General features: G+C 71.6%; 20 protein-coding genes. 7 read left to right on the forward strand and 13 right to left on the reverse strand.

The window, feature by feature from the left end:
- Nucleotides 1-85 precede the first annotated feature (85 nt).
- Both ACFY9S_RS06470 and ACFY9S_RS06475 read left to right on the forward strand, forming a co-directional pair.
- Nucleotides 86-910 carry a maleylpyruvate isomerase family mycothiol-dependent enzyme gene (locus ACFY9S_RS06470; protein WP_102908439.1) on the forward strand — a complete coding sequence of 275 codons (825 nt, stop codon included), beginning with the start codon at nucleotides 86-88 and terminating at the stop codon, nucleotides 908-910.
- A 384-nt stretch (nucleotides 911-1,294) separates the two neighbouring features.
- Complete coding sequence (locus ACFY9S_RS06475; protein WP_391123701.1) at nucleotides 1,295-2,038, forward strand: methyltransferase domain-containing protein; 744 nt, start codon at nucleotides 1,295-1,297, stop codon at nucleotides 2,036-2,038.
- A gap of 15 nt (nucleotides 2,039-2,053) precedes the next feature.
- Here the strand turns inward: ACFY9S_RS06475 and ACFY9S_RS06480 are convergent, their stop codons facing one another.
- On the reverse strand, nucleotides 2,054-3,367 hold the full coding sequence (locus ACFY9S_RS06480) for an MFS transporter (RefSeq protein ID WP_391123703.1): 1,314 nt from the start codon (nucleotides 3,365-3,367) through the stop codon (nucleotides 2,054-2,056).
- Nucleotides 3,364-4,014: an FCD domain-containing protein gene (locus ACFY9S_RS06485; RefSeq protein WP_391123705.1), complete on the reverse strand. Its 651-nt coding sequence runs from the start codon at nucleotides 4,012-4,014 to the stop codon at nucleotides 3,364-3,366. The genes ACFY9S_RS06480 and ACFY9S_RS06485 overlap by 4 nt, the downstream gene beginning before the upstream one ends.
- 208 nt (nucleotides 4,015-4,222) lie before the next feature.
- Between ACFY9S_RS06485 and ACFY9S_RS06490 the strand changes: the two genes are divergently transcribed.
- On the forward strand, nucleotides 4,223-5,122 hold the full coding sequence (locus ACFY9S_RS06490; RefSeq protein WP_391123707.1) for a serine hydrolase: 900 nt from the start codon (nucleotides 4,223-4,225) through the stop codon (nucleotides 5,120-5,122).
- A gap of 71 nt (nucleotides 5,123-5,193) precedes the next feature.
- On the opposite strand, the gene ACFY9S_RS06495 is transcribed toward ACFY9S_RS06490, so the two are convergent.
- The 6 genes from ACFY9S_RS06495 to ACFY9S_RS06520 form a co-directional block, all read right to left on the reverse strand.
- Nucleotides 5,194-6,009, reverse strand: coding sequence for a hypothetical protein (locus tag ACFY9S_RS06495; RefSeq protein ID WP_391123709.1), 816 nt, complete (start codon nucleotides 6,007-6,009; stop codon nucleotides 5,194-5,196).
- Between the two features lie 39 nt (nucleotides 6,010-6,048).
- Complete coding sequence (locus tag ACFY9S_RS06500; protein ID WP_391123711.1) at nucleotides 6,049-8,283, reverse strand: glycoside hydrolase domain-containing protein; 2,235 nt, start codon at nucleotides 8,281-8,283, stop codon at nucleotides 6,049-6,051.
- 247 nt (nucleotides 8,284-8,530) lie between these two features.
- A complete protein-coding gene (locus tag ACFY9S_RS06505; RefSeq protein ID WP_391123713.1) occupies nucleotides 8,531-9,952 on the reverse strand; it encodes a 2-oxo acid dehydrogenase subunit E2 in 1,422 nt (473 codons plus the stop codon).
- Nucleotides 9,953-9,962: 10 nt separating this feature from the next.
- Nucleotides 9,963-10,940, reverse strand: a complete 978-nt coding sequence (locus tag ACFY9S_RS06510; RefSeq protein WP_391123715.1) for a transketolase C-terminal domain-containing protein — start codon at nucleotides 10,938-10,940, stop codon at nucleotides 9,963-9,965.
- 1 nt (nucleotide 10,941) lies between these two features.
- On the reverse strand, nucleotides 10,942-12,132 hold the full coding sequence (pdhA, locus tag ACFY9S_RS06515) for a pyruvate dehydrogenase (acetyl-transferring) E1 component subunit alpha (protein WP_386498292.1): 1,191 nt from the start codon (nucleotides 12,130-12,132) through the stop codon (nucleotides 10,942-10,944).
- A gap of 418 nt (nucleotides 12,133-12,550) precedes the next feature.
- Nucleotides 12,551-14,143, reverse strand: a complete 1,593-nt coding sequence (locus ACFY9S_RS06520; RefSeq protein ID WP_391123718.1) for a protein kinase — start codon at nucleotides 14,141-14,143, stop codon at nucleotides 12,551-12,553.
- 369 nt (nucleotides 14,144-14,512) lie between these two features.
- On the opposite strand from ACFY9S_RS06520, the gene ACFY9S_RS06525 reads away from it, so the two are divergent.
- Complete coding sequence (locus ACFY9S_RS06525; RefSeq protein WP_391123720.1) at nucleotides 14,513-16,159, forward strand: protein kinase; 1,647 nt, start codon at nucleotides 14,513-14,515, stop codon at nucleotides 16,157-16,159.
- A gap of 74 nt (nucleotides 16,160-16,233) precedes the next feature.
- On the opposite strand, the gene ACFY9S_RS06530 is transcribed toward ACFY9S_RS06525, so the two are convergent.
- Nucleotides 16,234-16,776 carry a proteasome activator gene (locus tag ACFY9S_RS06530; RefSeq protein ID WP_391123722.1) on the reverse strand — a complete coding sequence of 181 codons (543 nt, stop codon included), beginning with the start codon at nucleotides 16,774-16,776 and terminating at the stop codon, nucleotides 16,234-16,236.
- 799 nt (nucleotides 16,777-17,575) lie between these two features.
- Between ACFY9S_RS06530 and ACFY9S_RS06535 the strand changes: the two genes are divergently transcribed.
- A complete protein-coding gene (locus ACFY9S_RS06535) occupies nucleotides 17,576-17,824 on the forward strand; it encodes a hypothetical protein (RefSeq protein WP_391123723.1) in 249 nt (82 codons plus the stop codon).
- Between the two features lie 32 nt (nucleotides 17,825-17,856).
- On the opposite strand, the gene ACFY9S_RS06540 is transcribed toward ACFY9S_RS06535, so the two are convergent.
- Nucleotides 17,857-18,846 (reverse strand): zinc-binding dehydrogenase, encoded by a 990-nt coding sequence (locus tag ACFY9S_RS06540; RefSeq protein WP_391123725.1) that lies wholly within the window; start codon nucleotides 18,844-18,846, stop codon nucleotides 17,857-17,859.
- 169 nt (nucleotides 18,847-19,015) lie between these two features.
- Between ACFY9S_RS06540 and ACFY9S_RS06545 the strand changes: the two genes are divergently transcribed.
- Both ACFY9S_RS06545 and ACFY9S_RS06550 read left to right on the forward strand, forming a co-directional pair.
- Complete coding sequence (locus ACFY9S_RS06545) at nucleotides 19,016-20,035, forward strand: ATP-binding cassette domain-containing protein (RefSeq protein WP_391123727.1); 1,020 nt, start codon at nucleotides 19,016-19,018, stop codon at nucleotides 20,033-20,035.
- Nucleotides 20,032-20,880, forward strand: a complete 849-nt coding sequence (locus ACFY9S_RS06550; RefSeq protein ID WP_391123729.1) for an ABC transporter permease — start codon at nucleotides 20,032-20,034, stop codon at nucleotides 20,878-20,880. The genes ACFY9S_RS06545 and ACFY9S_RS06550 overlap by 4 nt, the downstream gene beginning before the upstream one ends.
- A 71-nt stretch (nucleotides 20,881-20,951) precedes the next feature.
- Here ACFY9S_RS06550 and ACFY9S_RS06555 read toward each other — a convergent pair whose 3' ends face one another.
- Genes ACFY9S_RS06555 through ACFY9S_RS06565 form a run of 3 tightly spaced genes read right to left on the reverse strand, consistent with a single transcriptional unit; the run spans nucleotide 20,952 to nucleotide 24,420 of the window.
- The gene (locus tag ACFY9S_RS06555; RefSeq protein ID WP_391123731.1) at nucleotides 20,952-22,061 is read right to left on the reverse strand and encodes an NAD-binding protein; all 1,110 of its coding nucleotides are present in this window, start codon (nucleotides 22,059-22,061) and stop codon (nucleotides 20,952-20,954) included.
- Complete coding sequence (locus ACFY9S_RS06560) at nucleotides 22,058-23,446, reverse strand: molybdopterin-binding protein (protein ID WP_391123733.1); 1,389 nt, start codon at nucleotides 23,444-23,446, stop codon at nucleotides 22,058-22,060. Before ACFY9S_RS06560 ends, ACFY9S_RS06555 begins: the two co-directional genes overlap by 4 nt.
- Nucleotides 23,443-24,420, reverse strand: a complete 978-nt coding sequence (locus ACFY9S_RS06565; protein ID WP_391123735.1) for an NTP transferase domain-containing protein — start codon at nucleotides 24,418-24,420, stop codon at nucleotides 23,443-23,445. Before ACFY9S_RS06565 ends, ACFY9S_RS06560 begins: the two co-directional genes overlap by 4 nt.
- Between the last annotated feature and the right edge of the window lie 47 nt (nucleotides 24,421-24,467).

Here is a 24,467-nt window from a genome sequence, read left to right on the forward strand (position 1 = left end):
CGAGACGCCCGCCGACAGCCGCCACCTCCCACTGGCAACGCCGCCACCACCTGCCCGTGACCGAACCGCCGAGGGGTCCCGTTCCGTGAGTCTGCATCCCACCCTCCAGCCCTACGCCGACGCCTGGACCCATTCCATCGAAGCGATATCCGAGCTGCTCCAGCCGCTCGCGGAGGCCGAATGGAACCGGCGGACGCCGTGCCCCGGGTGGTCGGTGCGGGACGTGGTCTCCCATGTCATCGGTCTGGACTGCGAGATGCTCGGCGACCCGCGCCCCATCCACAGCCTGCCGCGCGACCTCTTCCACGTCACCAACGAGCACCAGCGCTACATGGAGATGCAGGTCGACGTCCGCCGCCACCACACGGCGCCGGAGATGACCTCCGAGCTGGAGTACGTGATCATCCGCCGCAACCGGCAGCTGCGGAACGAGTCGCGTGACCCGGGCGCCAAGGTGCGCGGCCCGCTCGGCAGCGAGCTGACCCTGGAGGAGTCGATGCGGCGGCACGCGTTCGACGTGTGGGTGCACGAGCAGGACCTGCGCACGGCCCTCGGCCGGCCCGGCAACCTCGACTCCCCCGGCGCGCTGGTCGCCCGGGACGTGCTGCTCGGCGAACTCCCGCGTGTGGTGGCCGAGGACGCGCAGGCTCAGCGCAGCTCGGCGATCGTCTTCGACGTGCACGGGCCCGTCGAGTTCCTGCGCACGATCCGCGTCGACATCCAGGGCCGCGGCACGCTGGAGACGGCCCCGGCCCTCGGCCCCGCCGCGACCCTCACCCTCGACTGGGAGACGTACGTCCGCCTGGCCTGCGGCCGCGTGACCCCGGAGTCGGTGTCCGACCGCCTGAAGACGGAGGGCGACCCGGAGCTGACGGCGGCGATCCTGCGGAACTTCACGGTGACGCAGTAGGAGCCCAGGAGTCCCACTCGGCTGCGGGCCCGCGTGCCGGTGTGGGCGATGGGGGTCCCTGCGCGGGAGGCACCCCGCACCGCCGGGCAGCGGACTCCGACCACCGGGCAGCGCCCCTGGCCGCCCGGAGCGGCCCCTGATCGGTGGGCACGGCTCTGATCGGCGGGCACGGCCCTGGTCGCCGGGCGCGACCCTGATCGCGAGACGCGGCCCAGGTCGGGCGCGACCCTGGTCGGCGGATGCGCCCCTGGTCGCCGGGCACGGCCCAGGTCGGGCACGACCCTGGTCGGCGGGCACGGCCCTGGTCGGGCACGGCCCGGCGCCAACGCCCAGGGCCCGAAAACCACATGCCGCCGCCCCACCCCCACCCGTACCGTCCGGGCCATGAGCACCCCTCCCCACCGCACCCGTCTCACCTTCCACGGCCCGCTGTCCGAGACCCGGGCGGACGCCCTCGTCCGGCGCCTCACCCGCCACCGCCCCACCACGGTCCTGGACATCGGCTGCGGCTCGGGCGAGCTGATGCTCCGTGTCCTGGCCGCCGCGCCGGGGGCGACCGGCACGGGCCTCGACCTGGACGCCGACGACCTGGCACGGGGGCGGAAGGCCGCCGGAGACCGCGGACTGGCGTCTCGGGCCCGGTTCCTGGAGGAGTCCGCCACCGGCACCACCCACGGCCCCGCCGGTCTCGTCCTGTGTGTGGGGTCGAGCCAGGCCCTCGGCGACCGGCTCCCCGACGCGCTCGGGGAACTGCGCCGCCTGGTCGACGACCACGGCCGTGTCCTGCTCGGCGAGGGCTTCTGGCAGCGCACCCCCACCCCCGACGAGCTGTCCCGCATGTGGCCGGACGCCGCCGCGACGGACCACCCCGACCTCGCGACGCTCATCAGCATGGCGATCGACGCGGGGTTCCGGCCGGAGTGGACCGAGACCGCGAGCCTCGACGAGTGGGAGGAGTTCGAGTCGGGGTACCTCGCGGACACCGAGGTGTGGCTCGCCGAGCACCCCGATGACCGCCTGGCGGCACAGACCCGCGAGCGCGTCGACCGGCACCGCGCCAGGTGGCTCACCTACCGCGGCGTCCTCGGCCTCGCGTATCTCACCCTCGTACCGGTGGCGGCCCGCTGATCCGGACGACAGGGCCTACACGGGCACGTGCACCGTCTCCACCCGGCTGGCCACCAGCCGCTCCCGCTCCCGCCGGGCCGCCCGCCCGCGCAGCCGCAGGATCTGGGAGACCCCGGCCGCCTGGAGCACGAACACCACTGAGAAGGCCAGGGAGTAGTCGTCGCCGGTGGCGTCGAGGAGCACACCGATCGCGAACAGCGTGGTCATGGAGGCCACGAAGCCGCCCATGTTGGTGATGCCGGAGGCGGTGCCCTGCCGTTCGGGCGGGTTGGCCGGGCGGGCGAAGTCGAAGCCGATCATCGACGCGGGTCCGCACGCCCCGAGCACCGTGCACAGCACGACCAGCAGCCACATCGGGGCGTGGGGCCCCGGGTAGGCGAGGGTCGCCGCCCACAGGGCCGCCGTCGTGCCGACCGTGCCGAGCGCGAGCGGCAGCCGCGCCCCGTGGTGCCGGGCGACGATCTGGCCGTAGACCAGGCCCACCACCATGTTCGACAGGACGACGAGGGTGAGCAGTTCACCGGCCACCGCCCGGGACAGCCCTTGCGCCTCGACGAGGAAGGGCAGGCCCCACAGCAGCAGGAACACCATCGCCGGGAACTGGGTGGTGAAGTGCACCCACAGGCCGAGCCGCGTCCCCGGCTCGCGCCAGGAGGCGGCGATCTGCCGCCGTACGTAGGCCGCGCCCTGGTGCGGGAGCGGATCCGGCTCGTGGCCCTCCGGGTGGTCCTTGAGGAACAGCAGCACCAGGACGAGCACCACGGCCCCGGCGACCGCGCTGCCCGCGAAGGCCGCCGTCCAGCCGATGCCGTGCAGCAGCCGGGCCAGGACGAGCGTGGAGACCAGGTTGCCGGCCATGCCGACCAGTCCCGCGAACTGGGCGACCAGCGGCCCGCGGCCGGCCGGGAACCAGCGGCTGCCCAGGCGCAGCACGCTGATGAACGTCAGCGCGTCACCGCAGCCGAGCAGCGCGCGGGAGGCGAGCGCCGTGCCGTACGTGGGGGAGAAGGCGAAGCCCAGCTGCCCGGCCGTGAACAGCACCGCGCCGAGCGCCAGCACCTTCTTGGTGCCGAGCCGGTCGACCAGCAGGCCGACGGGGATCTGCATCCCCGCGTAGACCAGCAGTTGGAGGATGGAGAAGGTGGAGAGGGCGGAGGCGTTCACATGGAAGCGGTCGGCGGCGTCGAGGCCGGCCACGCCGAGGGACGTGCGGAAGATGACCGCGACGAAGTAGACCGAGACGCCCGTGCCCCAGACGGCCAGTGCTTTGCGCCCGCCTGGGGGTGCCCCCTCTGGGGGAGGGTCGCCCGGTATCCCGGTGGCGCTCACCGGACCTCACCCCGGGCCAGGTGCGAGAACCAGCCGACGTGCCGGTGGACGAGGCCGACGGCGGCCTCGGCGTCACCGGAGCGCAGGGCTTCGAGGATCTCCTCGTGCTCGGCGAGGGTCTTGGCGATGCGGTCGGGGTGGGAGTGCATGACGGCGACGCCCATCCGCAGCTGGCGGTCGCGCAGCTGGTCGTAGAGGCGGGAGAGGATCTCGTTGCCGCCGCTGCGGACGATCTCGGCGTGGAAGCAGCGGTCGGTGACGGCGGCCCCGGCGAGGTCTCCGGCGGCGGCCTGCTTCTTCTGCCGGGCCAGCAGCTCCTCCAGGCGCTCGATGAGTCCGGCGGGCGCGGGCACGGCCTTGCGCGCCGCGTGCTCCTCGACGAGCAGCCGCGTCTCGACGACGTCGGCGATCTCCTGCGCGGAGACGGGCAGGACGAGGGCGCCCTTCTTCGGGTAGAGCCGGATCAGCCCCTCGGCCTCCAGCCGGAGCAGCGCCTCGCGGACCGGTGTGCGGGAGACCCCCACGGCCTCGGCGAGCTCGCCCTCGGTGAGGAGGGTGCCGCCCTCGTAGCGGCGCTCCAGGACGCCCTGTTTGACATGGGCGTAGACGCGGTCGGCGGCGGGCGGTTGCTTCACGGCCAAGGTCATGGCGACAGCATAGATACAACAGGGACGCATGAAGAGATACGTCCAGAATGCGGACTTGTATGTCACACATCTGTGGCAAAGCGGGGGTCCCCCTCGGCAACGGCACAACCACGTGTGCTAGTTACAAGTCAGACACGTGCGGCCCCTTTCCCCTCGTCCTCAACTCGGCCGCATCGTTGGGGCATTCGACGCAATCGGGGTACTTCACTTGATAACCGGCATTCAGGGCACCCGCCTCCGCAGAGCAGCGGCCGTCGCCGTCACCACCGGCGCCATGCTCGCGACCGGTGCCCTCACCGTCGCTCCGGCGCAGGCCGCCTCTGCGCCCTCCATCGCCGCCAAGGGCGGCTACGCGATGAACAACGCGACCGGCAAGTCGCTCTACACCAAGGCGGCCGACACACGCCGCTCGACCGGCTCGACCACCAAGATCATGACGGCGCTGGTGGTGCTGAAGCAGTCGAACCTCAACATGAACAGCAAGGTCACGATCCAGAAGGCGTACAGCGACTACATCGTCGACAACAACTACGCGTCCAACGCGAAGCTGATCGTCGGCGACAAGGTCACCGTCCGCCAGCTGCTCTACGGGCTGATGCTGCCGTCCGGCTGTGACGCCGCGTACGCGCTCGCCGACAAGTTCGGCTCGGGCTCGACGCGCGCGGCGCGCGTGAAGTCGTTCATCGGCAAGATGAACACCACCGCCAAGAGCCTGGGTCTGAAGAACACCAACTTCGACTCGTTCGACGGCATCGGCAAGGGCAAGAACTACTCCACGCCGCGCGACCTGACCAAGCTCGCCAGCGCGGCGATGAAGAACTCCACGTTCCGCACGGTCGTCAAGACGAAGAAGTACACGGCGAAGACGACCACCAAGACCGGCGGCACGCGGACGATGGCGCCGTGGGAGAACACCAACCCGCTGCTCGGCAGCTACAGCGGCGCGATCGGCGTGAAGACCGGTTCCGGCCCGGAGGCCAAGTACTGCCTGGTCTTCGCCGCCACCCGCAGCGGCAAGACGGTCATCGGCACGGTCCTCGCCTCGACCGGCCTGTCCGCCCGCAAGTCGGACGCGACCAAGCTGCTCAACTACGGCTTCACCAGGTAGGACTCACGCAGAACGACCGAGGGGGCCCCGCCGCACACCGCGGCAGGGCCCCCTTAGTCAGCCGATCGTCGTCACACCATGCTGCGCTGCCGGCGCCGCAGCGCCCGGGCCGCCTTGCGCCGGCCGCCCGACAGCACGTTCACCGCGGAGCCCGCCCCGGCCCCCGGCTCCAGTTGCCAGCCGCGGATGCGCGCCGCGACCTGTGCCAGCCGCTGGTCGCCGGGCCGTACGTCGATGGAGAACAGGGACTCGTCGGGCTTGGGGTCGTCGCCACCCCAGCGGACGGTGCCGTCGAGCTCGGCGAGGATGTCACGGAGCACGACCTCCTGCTGCGGGAAGAAGCCGCCCCGGGCTCCGCGCGGGTAGAAGCCCGGCCGGATCCGCACGGCCGTGCCGGACGCCAGGTTGGACTCCGGCCGGCCCTTGCCGAGCCCGGAGGGCTCGTGCCAGCCGATGACGTCGCCCCGGCGCAGGGGATCGACCTCGTAGTGGAACCGGCGCACCAGGTGGACCAGAACGGTCTCGACATCGCCCATGCGCACGGCGACGCCCTTGAGCGGAGTGCCGGGGACAGGACGGGTGTAGACGGTGCCGCCGTCGTCACTGACGTTCTCCATCTCCCAGCCGTTGTGGGAGCGCGTACCGGCCAGCACACGCCGGGTGCGGTCCTGCGCGCTGCGCAGGGCGTCCCGCACGCGCGACGGTATGGGGTGGTTCGCGTCGGCGTACGCCTCGGACAGGAAGTGGGAGACGGGCAGGGCGGCGACGCCCACGGCACCGCCGACGGCTGCGATACGGACGAGCAGCGTCCGGCGAGACAGGCCGCGGCGGTGAGTGGCTCCGGAACCCGACGATCTGCGGGGGATGCGGGGGATGTTGAGCTTCAACGGAGTGGTCTCTTCCTGAAGTTCTCTGCGCACACGCACTCAGGCGTTGCGGACGATGCTGTTGTACTTCTCGAAGATCTGGTAGACGGCCAGGCTCTGGTGCGTCTGGGACTCCACGTCGGGGTCCCAGGCCCGGTAGCGGCGCAGGAGTTCGGTGATCTCGAACTCGGCGAGGTCGAGGCGCATGGACCGCGGGGTCGTGACGCGGTCGCCGGGGGGCAGTTTGCCGCCGGGCCTGCCCCGGGTGCCCCACAGGTGGAGGAGGGCCGCGGTGCGCACACTGAACGCGTTGTCCTTGCTCAGCTGCTGCCACACCTCCCACAGGTCGGCGTCCTTGGCCGGGTCGCGGCGGTCGCCGGTGGCGAAGCCCCAGCCGATGCAGTGGTTCCAGGCCTGGATGGCGTCGCTCGCGCTGATCTCGCCGATGCCGGTGTGCGAGTCCCGGACGGAGCCGGAGCCCGCGCCGTGGTGGTCGGCCACCTGCTGGTCGGCGGACTGGCCGGTGAGACCGTAGTCGCGCATGGCCCAGTAGACGGCCGTCTGGATCAGCGCCTTGCGCATCGTGTACGTCGTCGACAGCTCGGTGATCAGCCCGTCCTGGTCCTGGATCGCCTCGACGGCCTGCGCGTTGGTGTAGAGCCGTGCGTCGCTGCCGATGCCGCCGGTGTCCGGGCGGCCGATCGACCGCATGTAGCGCGAGAGGTCGGCCCGCAGCGCGGGCACCTGGCGCGCGTCGAGGGCGACGTCCGCCACGGGAGGCCGCGGCCGGTCGAACGCGCCCTGCCCGGTGTCCCGCCCCGAGGCGATGTCGGCGTCGATCTCCAGCTGCCCGTCACCGGAGCCGAGGGTGCGGATGACGAACTGGTCGTAGGCCCAGTCCGCGGGCAGCGGATGCCCGGCGTTGCCCTCGAAACCGGGGGACATGCCGGCGACGAAGCTCGCGGTCGAGTAGCCGGTCGCGCCGACCTGCGCGCACACGTTGCGGGAGCCGTAGACGCCGATCTCGTACGGGTGGCCGGAGTCGGTCATCGCCTCCTTGATGCCCTTGAAGTGGGGCAGGACGCTCGCCGTGATCTCGGCGTCGATCGCGTCGAAGTCGACGGCGAAGAAGATCCTCGTCCCCCGCCGGAATCCGTGGTCGCGGGCCGCGTTGACCGCCGCGTATCCGGCGGTCCGCCCGGCGACGTAGTCGAAGTCGGAGGCGTCGTTGTTGACGGTCTGGTAGATCGGGAAGCAGCGCAGCCCCTGCTGGGCGATGGTGGCGAGCTCGCCCGGCTGGATGGCCTTCTCCGGCAGGGAGGTCGCGCTCGGGTTGGTGAGATAGCGGCCGACGTAGGTGATCCCGGCCGCCTTGAGCGACGCCGCCCGGGCCGGGGTGATCTTCGCGATCGTGTCGCAGGCCTTGGCGGACCGGGACTGATCACCGAAGGACGCCAGCAGGGAGGCGAAGGTGGCGAAGTCGCCCTCGCCCGTGGCCGGGAGCGCCGCGAAGGTCTGGAACGCCCGGACGGCGGCGGCAAGGGAGGAGTCGAAGGTGTCGGTGAGAGCCGCGGGCCGCCGGTTGAGGACCATCCCGGCGGAGAACAGCTGGACGAAGACGCCCTTGTCGCCCTGCTTGACGGGGTGTGACTTCAGGCCCGACTGGGTACCGGGCCCGAAGTTGCCGTTGGCGGTGCCGTCCGCCATGCCCAGTTCGTACTGCACGCCGAAGAGCAGCGCCTTGAGGGTGTCCCGGCTGACGAGCCCGTCGCAGGCGATGACAAAGAAGTCCTGCCGCTTCAGGTAGCGGGCGTTGAGCCACTGCTGGACGGCCCTGACCTGTCCGGTGCCGGAGGTGCCGGGGACGTAGGAGTCCATCGTCAGCAGGGCCTTGAAGACCTTGGGCGTCACGGCGCCGCCGGGGAAGGCCTGTTCGATGCCCATGTCGGTCTTGAGCCGGGTGACGGCCGCCTGCACCCGGGTTCCGTAGGTGCCGTCGAGGTCGCCGCCGTCGTAGCCCTTGCAGGAGAGGCCGGCCTGGATGATGCGGCAGAAGTCCGGCGAGGGGACGGTGTCCGCGTCGAGCTCGGGGTACTTCGCCGTCAGGGTGCTGAGCGTGGTGGGGCCGAAGCTGTCGGAGAGGGCTGCGATGCCCAGCTCGTACTGCAGGGCACGGGTCAGTGCGTACATGGTCGCCCAGTCGGCCTCGCCGCTCTCCTCGACGGTCGTGCCGGTACGGCCGCCGTAGACGGAGTTCACGAATCTCTGGGCCTTGAGCACCATCGCGTCGCGCATGGGGGGGTTCACTCACTTTCGAGGGAGTGACCGCGCCCGCCGCAGCCCGGAACAGGGCTCCCCCCGGGACGCCGGGCGAATGGTCGATCTCGTGGTGAGGTTGATCGTATGTCCGTATAAACCGCTTACTGTGTGGTACTTGGGAGGATTCGAGGAGGCTCTTGTGATCCTCGGAGTACCGCAGGTTCACCCCGGGCAGACGCCGGCGGCCCCCCGCCCGGTGGGTCGGAGGGCCGCCGCAGTCGGCTCACGCCCAGGTGATGAGGCGCTTCGGCTGCTCCAGGATCGCCGCCACGTCGGCCAGGACCTTCGAGCCCAGCTCGCCGTCGACCAGGCGGTGGTCGAACGACAGGGCCAGGGTGGTGACCTGACGGGGCTTCACCTTGCCCTTGTGGACCCATGGCTGCGGCTTGATCGCGCCGACCGCGAGGATCGCGGACTCGCCCGGGTTGAGGATCGGCGTACCCGTGTCGACGCCGAAGACCCCGACGTTGGTGATCGTCACCGTGCCGCCCTGCATGGCCGCCGGGGACGTCTTGCCGTCCCGGGCCGTGGCCACCAGCTCGCCCAGTGACTCGGCCAGCTGCGGCAGGGTCTTGGCGTGGGCGTCCTTGATGTTCGGCACGATCAGGCCGCGCGGGGTCGCGGCCGCGATGCCCAGGTTCACGTAGTGCTTGACCACGATCTCCTGGGCGGCCTCGTCCCAGGACGCGTTGACGTCCGGGTTGCGCCTGATCGCGACGAGCAGCGCCTTGGCGATCAGCAGCAGGGGGTTCACGCGCAGGCCCGTGAACTCCTTGTCCGCCTTCAGCTCCTCGACCAGCTTCATCGTGCGCGTCACGTCGACCGTCACGAACTCCGTGACATGCGGCGCCGTGAACGCCGAGCCGACCATCGCCGCCGCCGTCGCCTTGCGGACACCCTTGACCGGGGTGCGGGTCTCGCGCGTGGTGTCGTAGGAGGCCTGAGCCTGGACCGCTGCCGGGGCGGACGCGGCCGACGGCTCGGAGACCGCCGGGACGGCGGCGGCCACCGCCGCGTGCACGTCCTCGCGGGTGATGATGCCGTCCGGGCCGGTCGGGACGACCGTCGTCAGGTCGACGCCCAGGTCCTTGGCCAGCTTGCGGACCGGGGGCTTGGCCAGCGGGCGGTCCGTGCCCGCCGGGGCGGTCGCGGCGGGGGCCGGTGCCGGTGCCGCCGGCGCGTGGCCGTTCAGCTCCGTCTGGACCGCCGGTGAGGCCTGCTGGACCGGGACCTCCGGGCCCTTGCGGGGGCGGCGGCGGGTGGACGAGGTCGCGACCCCGTAACCCACCAGGACCGGCTGGCGTCCCAAACCCGCCGTCTTCGGCTCCTCGGCGGGCTCGGCCGCCGCGGGCCGCTCGGCGGCGGCCGCGGGTGCGGCGCCGCCACCGCCCACGTCCACCGCGATGATCGCGGTGCCCACGTCGACCGTCGTGCCCTCGGGGAAGTGCAGGTCCCGGACCACGCCGTCGTACGGGATGGGCAGCTCGACGGCCGCCTTCGCCGTCTCGACCTCGCAGACCACCTGGCCGTCGGTGACCGTGTCACCGGGCTGGACGTACCACTTGAGGATCTCGGCCTCGGTGAGCCCCTCGCCCACGTCGGGCATCTTGAACTCGCGCACGGACGCTTCCGTCATCGTCGTCACGACCCTCTCCTCAGTACGCCAGCGAGCGGTCGACGGCGTCCAGTACCCGGTCCAGGTTCGGCAGGTACTCCTCCTCCAGGCGGGCCGGCGGGTACGGGGCGTGGTAGCCGCCGACCCGGAGCACCGGGGCCTCCAGGTGGTAGAAGCAGCGCTCCGTGATCCGGGCGGCGATCTCCGCGCCCGATCCGAAGAACACCGGCGCCTCGTGCACGACGACCAGGCGGCGCGTCTTCTCCACCGACGCCTGGATCGAGTCGAAGTCGAGCGGGGAGACCGAGCGCAGGTCCACGATCTCCAGGTTCTTGCCCTCCTCGGCGGCCGCGTCCGCGACCTCCTGGCAGAGCTTCACCATCGGACCGTAGGCGGCCAGGGTGAGGTCGGTGCCCTCGCGGACCACCTGGGCCTTGTGCAGCGGACCAGGGATCGCCTCCGCGTTGACCTCGCCCTTGTCCCAGTAGCGGCGCTTGGGTTCGAAGAAGATCACCGGGTCGTCGCTCTGGATGGCCTGCTGCATCATCCAGTACGCGTCCGACGCGTTCGACGGGCTGACGATCTTCAGGCCCGCCACATGTGCGAAGAGCGCCTCGGGCGACTCGGAGTGGTGCTCCACCGCGCCGATGCCGCCGCCGTACGGGATGCGCACGACGACCGGGAGCTTGACCTTGCCCAGCGACCGGGCGTGCATCTTCGCGAGCTGCGTGACGATCTGGTCGTACGCCGGGAAGACGAAACCGTCGAACTGGATCTCCACCACCGGGCGGTAGCCGCGCAGGGCCAGGCCGATCGCCGTGCCGACGATGCCCGACTCGGCGAGGGGGGTGTCGATGACGCGGCTCTCGCCGAAGTCCTTCTGCAGGCCGTCCGTCACGCGGAAGACGCCGCCTAGCTTGCCGACGTCCTCGCCCATGATCAGGACCTTGGGGTCGGAGTCCAGGGCTCGGCGCAGCGACTCGTTGATCGCCTTGGCCAGTGCCATCTTGTCGGCCATCTCAGTTACCCCCCTCGTCGGCGAACGACGCCTGGTACGCGGCGAACTGGGCGCGCTCCTCGTCGACGAGCGCGTGTCCGTCCGCGTAGGCGTTCTCGAAGATCGCGAAGTGGTCCGGGTCAGGCATGGCACGGACCGCCTCGCGCACTCGTTTGCCCAACGCCTCGGACTCGGCCTCCAGTTCCGCGAAGAATCCCTCGTCCGCGTGGTTTGAGGCCTCCAGATACCGGCGAAGGCGCAGGATCGGGTCCTTGGCCTCCCAGGCCTGGCGCTCCTCGTCGCCCCGGTAGCGGGTCGGGTCGTCGGAGGTGGTGTGGGCGCCCATGCGGTAGGTGAACGCCTCGACGAGGGTGGGGCCCTCGCCGCTGCGGGCCCGCTCCAGGGCCCAGCGGGTGACCGCGAGGACGCCGAGCACGTCGTTGCCGTCCACCCGGACGCCCGGGAAGCCGAAGCCCTGGGCGCGCTGGTAGATCGGCACGCGGGACTGCTTCTCGGTGGGCTCGGAGATGGCCCACTGGTTGTTCTGGCAGAAGAACACGACCGGGGCGTTGTAGACCGCGGAGAAGGTGAACGACTCGGCCACGTCACCCTGGCTGGAGGCGCCGTCACCGAAGTACGCGATCACCGCGCTGTCGGCGCCGTCCTTGGCGACGCCCATCGCGTAGCCGGTGGCGTGCAGCGTCTGGGAGCCGATGACGATCGTGTAGAGCTGGAAGTTGTTGCTGTTGGGGTCCCAGCCGCCGTTGTTCACGCCGCGGAACATGCCGAGCAGATTGGCCGGGTCGACGCCGCGGCACCAGGCCACGCCGTGCTCGCGGTAGGTCGGGAAGACGTAGTCGTCCTCCCGGGTGGCCCGGCCGGACCCGATCTGGGCGGCCTCCTGGCCGAGCAGCGACGCCCACAGGCCCAGCTCGCCCTGGCGCTGCAGCGAGGTGGCCTCGGCGTCGAAGCGGCGGGTGAGCACCATGTCGCGGTAGAGGCCGCGGAGCTCTTCCGGGGTGATGCCGGCGACGTACTTGTCGTACTCGGCGTTCTTGACGCGCTTGCCCTCGGGCGTCAGCAGCTGCACGAGCTGGGGCTCGGCACCGGCGTCCTTCTTGGCGGTCGTGCGGGTGCGCTTGGTGCCGGTGGTGCCGGCCTTGCTTCCGGCGCTGCGTCGCGGTGTGCGCGCGGCAGTGCTCTCCACGGTCACGTGTGCTCCTCCGTCGGTCCGACCCCCGGGGTTGCCGGTAGGTCAGTGCGGCTCACCTGTTCTCGACCACCGGGGCACGGGGTGGGTGCCACTCGGCCGGGAACAGGCGTGACAGGTGCCCCGGCGAGCGCCCTGCAAAAAGCACGTTACCCAGTGCGCCACATTTCTGTGAAACCCCTTCTGACCTGCGATTTTGCTTGGATATCCAAGTAAATCGGGAAGGTGGTGAAGGGTCCCAGGTCACAGCCTTGCAGGAGGCCGGAGCAACCGCACGTTAACCCGGTGACCCAGGTCACGGGAAGAGTTCTCTTGTCGGCGCGCCAAAACGGCACGCGCGCGTGGGCCCCGTTTCCGGGCCCCACGCGCGCGTGGATCATCCGTTTTGTTGCGGCGGTCCGGTCAGGGAGCCTGCCCCGGGTCAGCCGTCCTCGCCGCCCGGACCTCCGACGACACCGGTCGTACCGCCGCCGTCGGCACCGCCCGTGTCGTCCGGCGGCGTGGCCGGGGGCGAGGGCTCCGGGTCCGTGGGCTCGTCGGTCGGCTCCTGCGAGGTCGGCTGGTCCGTCGGCTGGCCGGTGGGCGACTCGGGAGCGCTCTGCGACGGCGTGTAGGAGGGCGAGTACGACGGCGTCCAGTTGCCGTTGCCCGAGCCGGTGCCGGTGCCGTTGTCCGTGTTCGTGTCGGTCGGCTCGTCGCTCGGTTCGTCGCTCGGCGTCTCGCTGGGCGTCTTCTCCTCGGTCGTCTGCGAGGTGGTCGGCTTCTGTTCCTTGCTCGGGCCGTCCTTGTCGCCGCCGGTGTTCTGCAGCGCCAGGGCGACGCCCGCGGCGATGGCGATCACCGCGAGCACGGCGAGGATCCAGAGCTTGCCGCGGCCGTTGCCCTTGTTGCCGTGGCCCTCGAAGCCGCCGTCGTCCCCGCCGCCGTAGCCGCCGGGCAGGATCGGCGCCGGGATCTGCGTGGTGCCGGAGGCGTCCCCGGCGTGGCCCATCACGGCCGTCGCGCCGGCGAAGCCGCCCGACGGGGTGTGCCGGCCCTCGTGCATGTCGACCGGGCCGGTGTTCCAGGTGCCGGTGTGGCCGCCCTGGTCGTAGAGCATCTGGAGCGCGTACTGGACCAGCCCGCGCATCTCCTCGGCCGTCTGGAAACGGTCGTCGGGGTCCTTGGCGAGGGAGCGCATGACCAGGCCGTCCAGCTCCGGCGGGCACACGTCGGAGGCCTCGGACGGCGGCGTCGGGATGTCCTGGACGTGCTGATAGACCACCGACAGCGGGGTCTCGCCGGTGAACGGCGGGCGCAGCGAGAGGAGTTCGTAGAGCAGGCAGCCCGTCGCGTACAGGTCGGAACGGTGGTCGACGGCCTTGCCGAGCGCCTGCTCGGGGGAGAGGTACTGAGGGGTGCCCATGACCATGCCGGTCTGCGTCATCGTCGTGGACGCGCCGTGCAGGGCCCGGGCGATGCCGAAGTCCATCACCTTCACGGCACCGTTGTGCGTGATGATGACGTTGGCGGGCTTGATGTCGCGGTGCACGATGCCGTGCTGGTGCGAGTAGGCGAGCGCCTCCAGGACGCCCGAGACGATGATCAGCGCCTGCTCGGGGCCGGGTGCCTCCGCGTTCAGCAGCAGATCGCGGATGGTGCGGCCCTCGACGATCTCCATGACGATGTACGGCACGGACTGGCCGCCGACGAAGTCCTCGCCGGAGTCGTACACGGCGACGATCGAGTGGTGGTTGAGACCGGCCACCGACTGGGCCTCGCGCGTGAAGCGCGCCTTGGACACCGGGTCCTCGGCGAGGTCGGAGCGGAGCAGCTTGACGGCGACGGTGCGTCCGAGGCGGACGTCCTCGGCTGCGAACACCTCGGCCATGCCGCCCCGGCCGAGTCTGCGGGTCAGCCGGTACCGGCCGTCCCCGACCAACCCGCCGTTACCCCAGAGCTCCGGCGCGTCCGACATGCCGCCGCCAGACGCCTCGGGGTCGGACGGGCCCTGAGCGGCCTGCTGCTGTGCCATCAGTCCTCGCCGTCGTTTCTGCCCGCGGTGCGCGCGGTGTTGTTACGGTCTCCGTCGGCCACGCTACAGCCTCCGCGCAAGCCTCCGGCCCGAGAAGGGATGCCGGGACCGGCACGAGACGGACCGGCCATGAAACCTTCACTCCGTACTCTCGTGCAAATTCTGTGTCCCGCCCGTACGCCCCCTGTAACGCTTGCGCGACTCTTCTTTCGCGTACGGTCACGGAACGGGCACCGAGCTTGACGTGTCGGTGCCCTGGGGCAGACTTGGCCGGGAATGGCGGTTTGGATCAACGACGGATCAACCACGGATCAACCACGGATCAGCGGCAGTCGGCGGCGTCCGCAGGGGCTACGGGGGACGGGGAACATGAGCCAGGACGGCGCACAGGGCCAGCACACGGGGCGGGCGCTCGCCAACGGCCGCTATCAGCTGCGTGACCTCCTCGGCCAGGGCGGCATGGCCTCGGTGCACCTCGCGTACGACAGCGTGCTCGACCGGCAGGTCGCGATCAAGACACTTCACACGGATCTCGGTCGGGAACAGGCCTTCCGCGAGCGGTTCCGCCGCGAGGCCCAGTCCGTGGCCAAGCTCACGCACACCAACATCGTCTCGGTCTTCGACACCGGCGAGGACACCCTCGACGACATGACGACGCCGTACATCGTCATGGAGTACGTCGAGGGCCGCCCGCTCGGCTCGGTCCTCGACGAGGACGTGCGGCAGCAGGGCGCGATGCCCGCCGACAAGGCGCTGAAGATCACCGCGGACGTGCTGGCCGCCCTGGAGATCAGCCACGAGATGGGCCTGGTCCACCGCGACATCAAGCCGGGCAACGTGATGATGACCAAGCGCGCCGTGGTCAAGGTCATGGACTTCGGCATCGCCCGCGCCATGCAGTCCGGCGTGACGTCGATGACGCAGACCGGCATGGTCGTCGGAACCCCGCAGTACCTGTCGCCGGAGCAGGCCCTCGGCCGCGGGGTGGACGCCCGCTCCGACCTGTACTCGGTCGGCATCATGCTGTTCCAGCTGGTGACCGGGCGGCTGCCGTTCGAGGCGGACTCACCGCTGGCCATCGCCTATGCGCACGTGCAGGAGGAGCCGCCGGTTCCGTCCTCGATCAACCGTGCGCTGCCCCCGGCCGTGGACGCTCTGATCGCCCGGGCGCTGAAGAAGAACCCGAACGAGCGCTTCCCCAGCGCCGTGGCCATGCGCGACGAGTGCCTGCGCGTGGCGGCGTCCTTCCAGGCCGCACCGCCGAGCATCGTCCCGGGCACGCAGGCCCCGAGCGGCGCCGGCGTCGGCTCGGCCGTGTTCCCGCCGGTCGACCAGGCGACCCCTGCGCCCTCGGGCCAGGTGCAGACGCCGTACCAGCCGACCCCGCCCCCGAACCCCTACGGCACGCCCGCACCGACGGGGCCGACCCCGGCGTACGGCTATCCGCAGCAGGGCGGCTACCAGACGCCGTCCCCGGCGGGGTACTCCCCCCAGCCCGGCCCGTCCACGCCGCCGCCGTACAACCTGACGCCGCAGACCGCGGTGACGCCCTCCGGCGGCGGCAGGAACAACAAGCCGGTGATCATCGGCTCGGTCATCGTGTCCGTCGTCGCCGTGGGCGGCCTCGTCACCGCGCTGCTGCTGAACGGCGGCAGCGAGGACGACAAGGGTGGCGGCGGCAGCAGCGCGAGTGCGTCGGCCTCGGCGGAGAAGAAGCCGGGCTACCGCGGGCCGGACACCGCCAAGACGATCGACACCGAGGAGTGCACGGAGCCGCGGGAGTCGTACAACGACCCCGACAAGATCCAGATCCCGGACTTCAAGTTCAAGAACATCAAGTCGGTCAAGGCCTGTCTCCAGGCGGCCGGCTGGGAAGTGAACGAGAAGAAGGTCGACGAGAACACCTACGGCGACGGCACGGTCATGAACCAGTTCCCGTCCGCCGACACCGACGTCGACCCCAAGGACATGCCCGAGATCGAGCTCAGCGTCTCCACGGGCAACCCGCCCTCCTGACCGGACCGCAGACACGGAAGGGGCCCGGCAGCTTCGGCTGCCGGGCCCTGTGGTCTGTACGGCCTTCCGCCGTCTTACAGGTAGGGACCGCCGGACCGGCCGCCCGGGTGCTGCTGCTCGTCGAGGCCGTCCCCGACACCCGGCGGGAGGGCGCGGCGCATCTGCTCCAGCTGGGCGCGGGCCGCCATCTGCTGGGCGAACAGCGTCGTCTGGATCCCGTGGAAGAGCCCCTCGAGCCAGCCGACCAGCTGGGCCTGCGCGATGCGCAGCTCCGCGTCGCTGGGGGTCGCCTCGTCCGTGAAGGGCAGGGAGAGCCGCTCCAGCTCCTCGACCAGCTCGGGCGCCAGACCGTCCTCCAGCTCCTTCACCGAGCTGGCGTGGATCTCCTTGAGCCGGACCCGGCTGGCCTCGTCCAGGGGCGCCACGCGCACTTCTTCGAGCAGCTGCTTGATCATGCTGCCGATCCGCATGACCTTGGCGGGCTGCTCCACCTGTTCCGTGACCGGGGTCTCGCGGGAGTCCTCGTCTGCGCTGCCGCCACCGAGCGCCATGCCGTCCTGGCCCACGACCAGGATCTGCGGGTTCTCCGGCGACCTTTCGTTCCTCGGCATCTCCATGTCGCCATTCTGTCGCACGCCTGCACCTCACCTCTGTGGTGCCCCCACGCGAGGCTGATCCACCGTGCTTGAGGAGACGAACCGGCCGGGCTCCGGGTTGCTCCTGCGGGGGCGGTTCCTCCACGGTTCCTCCACGGTTCCTCCTCGCGGGTGAAACGGGGTGGGCGGGGCTCGGCGCCCGTCCTCCGGCGGGTGGCGATTCCGCCCGTCGGCCGAACCCGGAGTGCCGGGCGCCCGGGGCGATGTGAGGCTGAGTGCCTCGATATGACCGAACTTGCCGTTTATGCCCTACCGGGCACGGCGGGAGGGGGTCACCCACGTGACTCCATGGCTACGCGTACTGCGGGCGACGGGACTGGTGCTCGCCCTGGGGGCGGGCGCGGTCGTCTCACCCTTCGGATCCGTCCCGTCCTACGGGGCTGTTCCCGGGGCTGCCTCGTCCTACGGGGCTGTTCCGTCCTCCAGGGGTGTTCCGTCCTCCGGGGCCGTCCCGTCCCACCGGGCTGTCCCACCCCACCCCCGGGCTGTCCCGTCGGCCGTCCCGTTCTCCGGGGCTTCCCTCACGTACGAGGAGGCCGAGGAAGCGGTGGCGGGGCGGGCCGGGTGGGAGGCAGGGCCCCGGACCCGGACCGCCCCGTCACCCCTGGCCGCCCCACCCCTGGCGGCCCGGTCGGCCCTGGCGGCCTCGTCGCCACCCGCCCCGTCCCCCCGGGCGGCTTCGTCGGCCCCGTCAGCCCTGACGGTTCCTTCCGCCTCCGGCGAGCCCTCGCGGGCCGGAAGCCGGGCGGGAGAGGGCCGGGTGCGGCCGGGACGGCCGGAGGAGGCCGGGGACGGGCCGGGCGTCGCGGACGCCACGGCCCTGCCCGAGGAGCCGCGGCGGACCGCCCCGGTGGCCTCCGGCCCTGCGGAGCAGCCTGTGCGGGAGGCCGCCAGCTCCGAACGGCCCGTCGGCCCGGTCCTGCGGATCCTGCCCCTGGGCAGCGGCCTGGTCCTGATCGGACTGGGGCTGGGCCTGGCGTTCTTCGCGCTGCGGCTGCGGAGGGTCTAGGGGCGTCCGACGGATGACCACAGCGCCGGGTGTCAGGCGCCCCGCGAGGTGACCAGCAGGACCTTGCCGACATGGCTGCTCTCCTCGACCACCCGGTGTGCGGCGGCAGCGTCCCGCATCGGGAGCTCACGGTCGACGACCGGGCGCAGGTGGCCGTCCGCGAACAGCGGCCAGACATGCTCGCGTACGGCCGCGACGATGGCGGTCTTCTCCTCCAGGGGCCGGGCACGCAGGGACGTCGCGCTGATCGCGGCGCGCTTGGCCAGCAGGGCGCCGATGTTCAGCTCGCCCTTGACACCGCCCTGCATGCCGATGATCGCGAGGCGGCCGTTGACGGCGAGGGCCTTGACGTTGCGCTCCAGGTACTTGGCGCCCATGTTGTCGAGGATGACATCGGCACCGGCGCCGTCCGTCGCCGTCCTGACCTCCTCGACGAAGTCCTGCTCGCGATAGTTGACCAGGATGTCGGCGCCCAGCTCGGCACACGCCTGGAGCTTCTCCTTCGTACCGGCCGTCACGGCCACCCGCGCACCGACGGCCTTGGCCAGCTGGATGGCCATCGTGCCGATGCCGCTGGACCCGCCGTGCACGAGGAGCGTCTCGCCGGGCCGCAGGTGGGCGACCATGAAGACGTTCGACCAGACGGTGCAGACCACCTCGGGCAGCGCCGCCGCCCGCGTCAGACCGACCCCGTCGGGCACGGGCAGCAGCTGCCCGGCCGGGACGGCCACCTTCTCGGCGTAGCCGCCGCCGGAGAGCAGCGCGCACACCTCGTCGCCTACGTTCCAGCCGGAGACGCCGGGGCCGATCCCGGCGATCCGCCCGGAACACTCCAGGCCCGGGTAGGGGGAAGCGCCGGGCGGCGGTTCGTAGAAGCCCTGCCGCTGCAGGATGTCGGCCCGGTTGACGGCGCCCGCCGCCACCTCGACCAGGACCTCGCCCTCGCCGGGCACGGGATCGGGGACCTCGTCCCAGACCAGCGCCTCGGGCCCACCAGGTTCGGGAATCGTGATCGCATGCATGCAAGGGACCGTACCCGTCGGTCCTCGGACCGAGTCCGCTCCGTCCCCGGGACCGCCGCGGCTACGCCTTTGGTCCGGTCCGCGCAAAACCCGGGTGCGGGACCGATGAGTTTGCGCGACCGTAAAGGTCTTTCCATGCGTAGCCCAAGCACGCGGAAGGACCCGAAGCATGAGCACGCAGACGTCCGGCCTGGCGATCGAGACAGCGGGCCTGGTGAAAACGTTCGGCGAGACGAGAGCCGTCGACGGAGTCGACCTGGCCGTGCCCGCGGGCACGGTCTACGGCGTCCTCGGCCCGAACGGCGCCGGCAAGACCACCACCGTGAAGATGCTCGCCACACTCCTGCGGCCGGACGGCGGCGAGGCGCATGTCTTCGGCCACGACGTCGTCCGCGAGGCGGACGAGGTACGCGGCCGGGTGAGCCTCACCGGCCAGTACGCGTCGGTGGACGAGGACCTCACCGGCACCGAGAACCTGGTCCTGCTCGGCCGGCTCCTCGGACACCACAAGAAGGCCGCCCGCGAACGCGCCGGCCAGCTCCTGGAGGCCTTCGGGCTCTCGGAGGCGGCGGCAAAGCAGGTCAAGCACTACTCCGGCGGCATGCGGCGCCGCATCGACATCGCCGCGTCCATCCTCAACACCCCCGACCTGCTCTTCCTCGACGAGCCGACGACCGGTCTCGACCCGCGCAGCCGCAACCAGGTCTGGGACATCGTGCGGGCCGTGGTCGCCCAGGGCACCACCGTGCTGCTGACCACGCAGTATCTGGACGAGGCCGACCAGCTGGCCTCCCGGATCGCCGTCATCGACCGCGGCCGGGTGATCGCCGAGGGCACCAAGGGCGAGCTGAAGTCGTCCGTCGGCGCCGGATCCGTCCATCTGCGCCTACGAGAACCCGGGCAGCGCGATCTCGCGGCCGGCCTGCTGCGACGCGCCCTGGACGCGCAGGTGCAGCCGGAGCCCGACCCGGTGGCCCTCACCGCCCGCCTCACCACGGCGGCCGGCGACGACTCCGCCGCCGAGCAGGCCTCCCGCGCCCTGGGCGAACTGGCCCGTGCCGGGATCACCGTGGACAACTTCTCGCTGGGCCAGCCCAGCCTCGACGAGGTGTTCCTCGCCCTCACCGGGCACGACACGCACGACTCCTCCGACCGCTCCGACGACCCGAAGGACGAGGTGGCGGCATGAGCACCGCGACGACCACCGAGAGCACAGAGCTCGCCCCGGTCAGCGCCGATTCCCTCGCCGCGCTGCTCGTCTCCAAGGAGCGGCCGCCGCGGCCCAGTGCGTGGTCGGCCTCGATGACCTTCGGCTGGCGGGCGATCCTCAAGATCAAGCACGTGCCGGAGCAGCTCTTCGACGTCACGGCGTTCCCGATCATGATGGTGCTGATGTACACGTACCTGTTCGGCGGGGCGCTGGCCGGCTCGCCGAAGGAGTACATCCAGTTCCTGCTGCCGGGCATCCTCGTGATGTCGGTGGTGATGATCACGATGTACACGGGTGTCTCCGTGAACACCGACATCGAGAAGGGCGTGTTCGACCGGTTCCGCAGCCTGCCGATCTGGCGGCCGTCGACGATGGTCGGCTATCTGCTCGGTGACGCCCTGCGGTACACGATCGCGTCGATCGTGATGCTCACCGTCGGCATGATCCTCGGCTACCGGCCGGATGGCGGGGTCGCCGGTGTGCTCGCCGGGATCGCCCTGCTGGTGGCCTTCTCGTTCGCCTTCTCGTGGATCTGGACGATGTTCGGGCTGATGCTGCGCACCGAGAAGTCGGTGATGGGCGTCAGCATGATGGTGATCTTCCCGCTCACCTTCCTGTCCAACGTGTTCGTGGACCCGAAGACGATGCCGGGCTGGCTCCAGGCGTTCGTGAACAACAGCCCCATCACCCATCTGGCGTCGGCGGTGCGCGGTCTGATGGGCGGCGACTGGCCGGCCGCCGAGGTCGCCTGGTCGCTGGGCTGGGCCGGGCTGTTCGTGCTGGTCTTCGGGCCGGTCACGATGCGGCTGTACAACCGGAAGTAGCGGGTCTCCGGGTTTCGCCGGCCGCCGCGCACCGGGTGGTGCGCGGCGGCCGGCGTGCTTCTGCCCTGCTTTCAGTTGTTGCGGGGCATCGGGGGCATGGGGCGGATGTCCGGCGCGACCTGGGTGGCCGGGGTCTTCCGCACGATCGTGATGAGCCGGTCGGTCAGCTCCAGTCTCCCGACGGCCGGATCGTCGTAGCCGAGGACCCGGTGACCACGTATGACGCTCACCACCAGGTCGGCGACCTCGCGCGGCTTCTTGCCCACCTCGGCCTTGACGACCGGCCGTTCGACGAGGTCGAGGCCGGTGCCCTGCTGGATGAGGTCCTCCATCACCATGCCTGCCGAGGGGCTGAGAACGGAGAGGCCGAGCAGCCGGCCCGCGGCGCTGGCACTGGTGATCACCGCGTCGGCTCCGGACTGCTTGAGCAGCGGCGCGTTCTCCTCCTCGCGCACCGCCGCCACGATCTTCGCCCCGCGGTTGAGCTGCCGGGCCGTCAGCGTCACCAGGACGGCCGTGTCGTCGCGCTGGGTCGCGATGATGATCTGGTGTGCCTTGTGCACTTCGGCGCGCTTGAGCACCTCGCTGCGCGTGGCGTCCCCGACGATGCCCGCGTAGCCCTCGGCGGTCGCGGCGTCGACCACCTTGGAGCTCGGGTCGACCACGACGACCTGCTCCTTCTTCAGGCCCGTCGCACAGACGGTCCGGATCGCCGACCTGCCCTTCGTGCCAAAGCCGATGACGACGGTGTGATCGCGCAAGGTGGACCTCCAGCGGGTCAGCCGCCACTCCTCCCGGGTGCGTTCGGTGAGGGCTTCCAGGGTGGTGCCGACCAGGATGATCAGGAACAGCACGCGCAGGGGCGTGATGATGAGGATGTTGGTGAGCCGAGCGGCGTCGCTGGCCGGTGCGATGTCACCGTAACCGGTGGTGGAGAGCGTGACGGTCGCGTAGTAGAAGGCGTCGAGAAGGTCGACGCCACCGCCCGCGTTGTCGTTGTAGCCGTCCCGGTCGGCCCAGACGATCAGCGCGGTCACGATGAGCACCAGCACCGCGATGGAGAGCCGCTTGGCGACCTGGCGGAACGGGTGCTCCACCACCTTCCTCGGGAGTGAGACCCGATGGGTCACCAAATGCTCGTCCGCCTGGCGGGCGATCGCGTCCTGGCCCGGAAGTTTCACGTGAAACACACCCCGATTCCTGCGGACGCCCAGGGCAGGTCGAGCAGTTCCGCCTCCTGTCCCGAACGTGCGCCGCCCGGCGGTACGACGGCCAGCGCGTCGGCCGCCGCGATGCCGCGCAGCATGGCGGGGCCGTTGTAGTGCAGCGGAACGGCCTCGTCGCCGCGCAGGACGACGGGGACGAGCCGGGTGTCGTGCGGGTGTCCGTGCACGGCGTCCCGGAGCGGCAGTGTGTACGGCTCCGGGGCCGGGCGGGCCGCGAGGATCCGCAGCAGCGGCTCGGCGAGCGTCAGCAGGCCGGATACGGCGGCGAGCGGATTGCCCGGCAGGCCGACGAGGTGCTGGGTCTGCGTGGTGCGGGCCAGCAGCATGGGGTGGCCCGGGCGCACCGTGACGCCGTCGACGAGGAGTTCGGCGCCGATCCTGCGCAGGGTGGGGTGGACGTGGTCGACGGGGCCCGCCGCGGTGCCGCCGGTGGTGAGGATGACATCGGCGTCGCAGGTGGTGACGGCCTCGTGCAGGGCGTCGGCGTCGTCGCGGACGCGCCGGACGGCGGTGACCTCGGCGCCGAGGGCCCGCAGCCACGGCGGCAGCATGGGGCCGAGCGCGTCCCGGATCAGACCGTCGTGCGGCAGACCCTGGGTGAGCAACTCGTCGCCGAGGACGAGGACTTCGACGCGGGCCCGGGGGACGGCGGTGACGGTGTCGTATCCGGCCGCCGCCGCAAGCCCGAGGACGGCCGGGGTGACCAGGGTGCCGACGGCGAGGAGCTGGTCGCCGGTGCGGCACTCCTGGCCACGCGGACGGATGTCCTGGCCGGGGACGACGTCCCTGGTCGCGTACAGGCGGCCCTTGGCGTCGGCGCGCCCGTGCTCGCTGCGCAGGACGGCCGTGGTGTCCGGGGGGATGCGAGCGCCGGTGGCGATCCGCACGGCCTCGCCGTCGGTCAGGGACACGGGAGCGGCATGCCCGGCGAGGACGCCCTCGTCCCGTACGTGCCAGGGGGCGGGCCCGCAGACCGCCCAGCCGTCCATCGCCGAGGTGTCGAAGGAGGGGAGGTCGGTGAGGGCGTCGAGCGGGTCGGCGAGGGTCAGGCCGAGGGCGGTGTCGAGGGGCACGGACACGGGGGCCCGGCGGGCGGCCCTGACGGCGTGGCGGCCGGCGCGTTCCGCGAGGGCCCGGGCCTCGGGCCAGGCAGTGGCGCGGTGGCGGGTGTCGGGCCGGGCTGAGGGATCCGGCTGGTGGGAGGCGGGGGCGCTGTCCGCCCCGCCTGGTGCTGCGGGGTCGGGCAGGTGGCTGCCGTTGCTGTTGTTCACGAGGGCGAGCACCTCCTCGACGTCGAGGTCCTCGGCGTCCTCACCGGCACGGGCGCCGTGCGGAGTCATCCGGCGTCCGGGCGGGTGTCGGGCGTGGCGTCGGGGGCGACATCGCCCGCAGAGGCCTGCGGCTCGCCGGAGGGCCGGTCCTCGGAGGTCTCCTGCGCCCAGCGGGCGGCCAGGGCCACGGCCTTGCGGGCGGCCTCGGCGACAGCCTCGGGGCCGCCGCCGGCCTGCGCGGCCGCGTAGCCGACGAGGAAGGTGGTCAGCGGCGCCGCGGGCCGGGCCACACCGTGGGCGGCGTCGCGGGCGAGGTCGAGCAGGCCGCGGGTGTCGACATCGAGGTCGATCCCGAGTTCGTCCTTGACGGCGGAAATCCATTCATCCAACACGTGCCCATGCTCCCTGATACGTGCCCTGGCGGTGGCGATGTCGCCCCAGGTGTCGCAGTCGAAGGACGCGACGGGGTCGGAGATGCGGGTGAGATCCAGCTCGGCGGTGAGACGCCGCAGGGGCAGACCGGCGAGGGCGCCGTGCCGGCCGGCGAGGAGCGCGAGTTCCTCGCGCAGCCGCGGCGCGCGGTAGGCGGCCACGAGTGGCTGGTCGCGGCCGCCGGGGTCGGTCAGCAGCACGCCGTCGCGGCCGCTCGTCCACAGCGCGCTCAGCATGCGGTCCACGGTCGGCTCGTGCAGGAACGGCAGGTCGGCGGAGAGCACCACGACGTGCTCGGCCGTGGTGTGGCGCAGCCCGGCGTCCAGCGCGGCGAGCGGTCCGCCGCCGGGCGGGTCCTCGCGGGCCCAGGTCACGGGCCGTGCGGTCGGGCGGGACGCGGCGACGACGACGGTGGTGCGAGCACCGGCGCAGGCCGCGAGCACCCGGTCGAGCAGGGGCCGGCCGCCCACCCGTACACCGGGTTTGTCCGCGCCGCCGAGGCGCCGGGCGGCACCGCCGGCGAGCACGACGGCGTCGTACCGGGCGGGGCCGGCCCCTTGTGCGGGGCCGGTGGCGGCGCCGGGTTCACCGGTGGGCTGGTAGGCGGTCACCCTCCGAGTATGCGTGCCCCCGCGATCACACGGAACGCGGGGGAAGC

Origin of the sequence: Streptomyces sp. NPDC012474 (assembly GCF_042955185.1) — a bacterium.
Taxonomy (GTDB): Bacteria; Actinomycetota; Actinomycetes; order Streptomycetales; family Streptomycetaceae; genus Streptomyces; species Streptomyces cahuitamycinicus.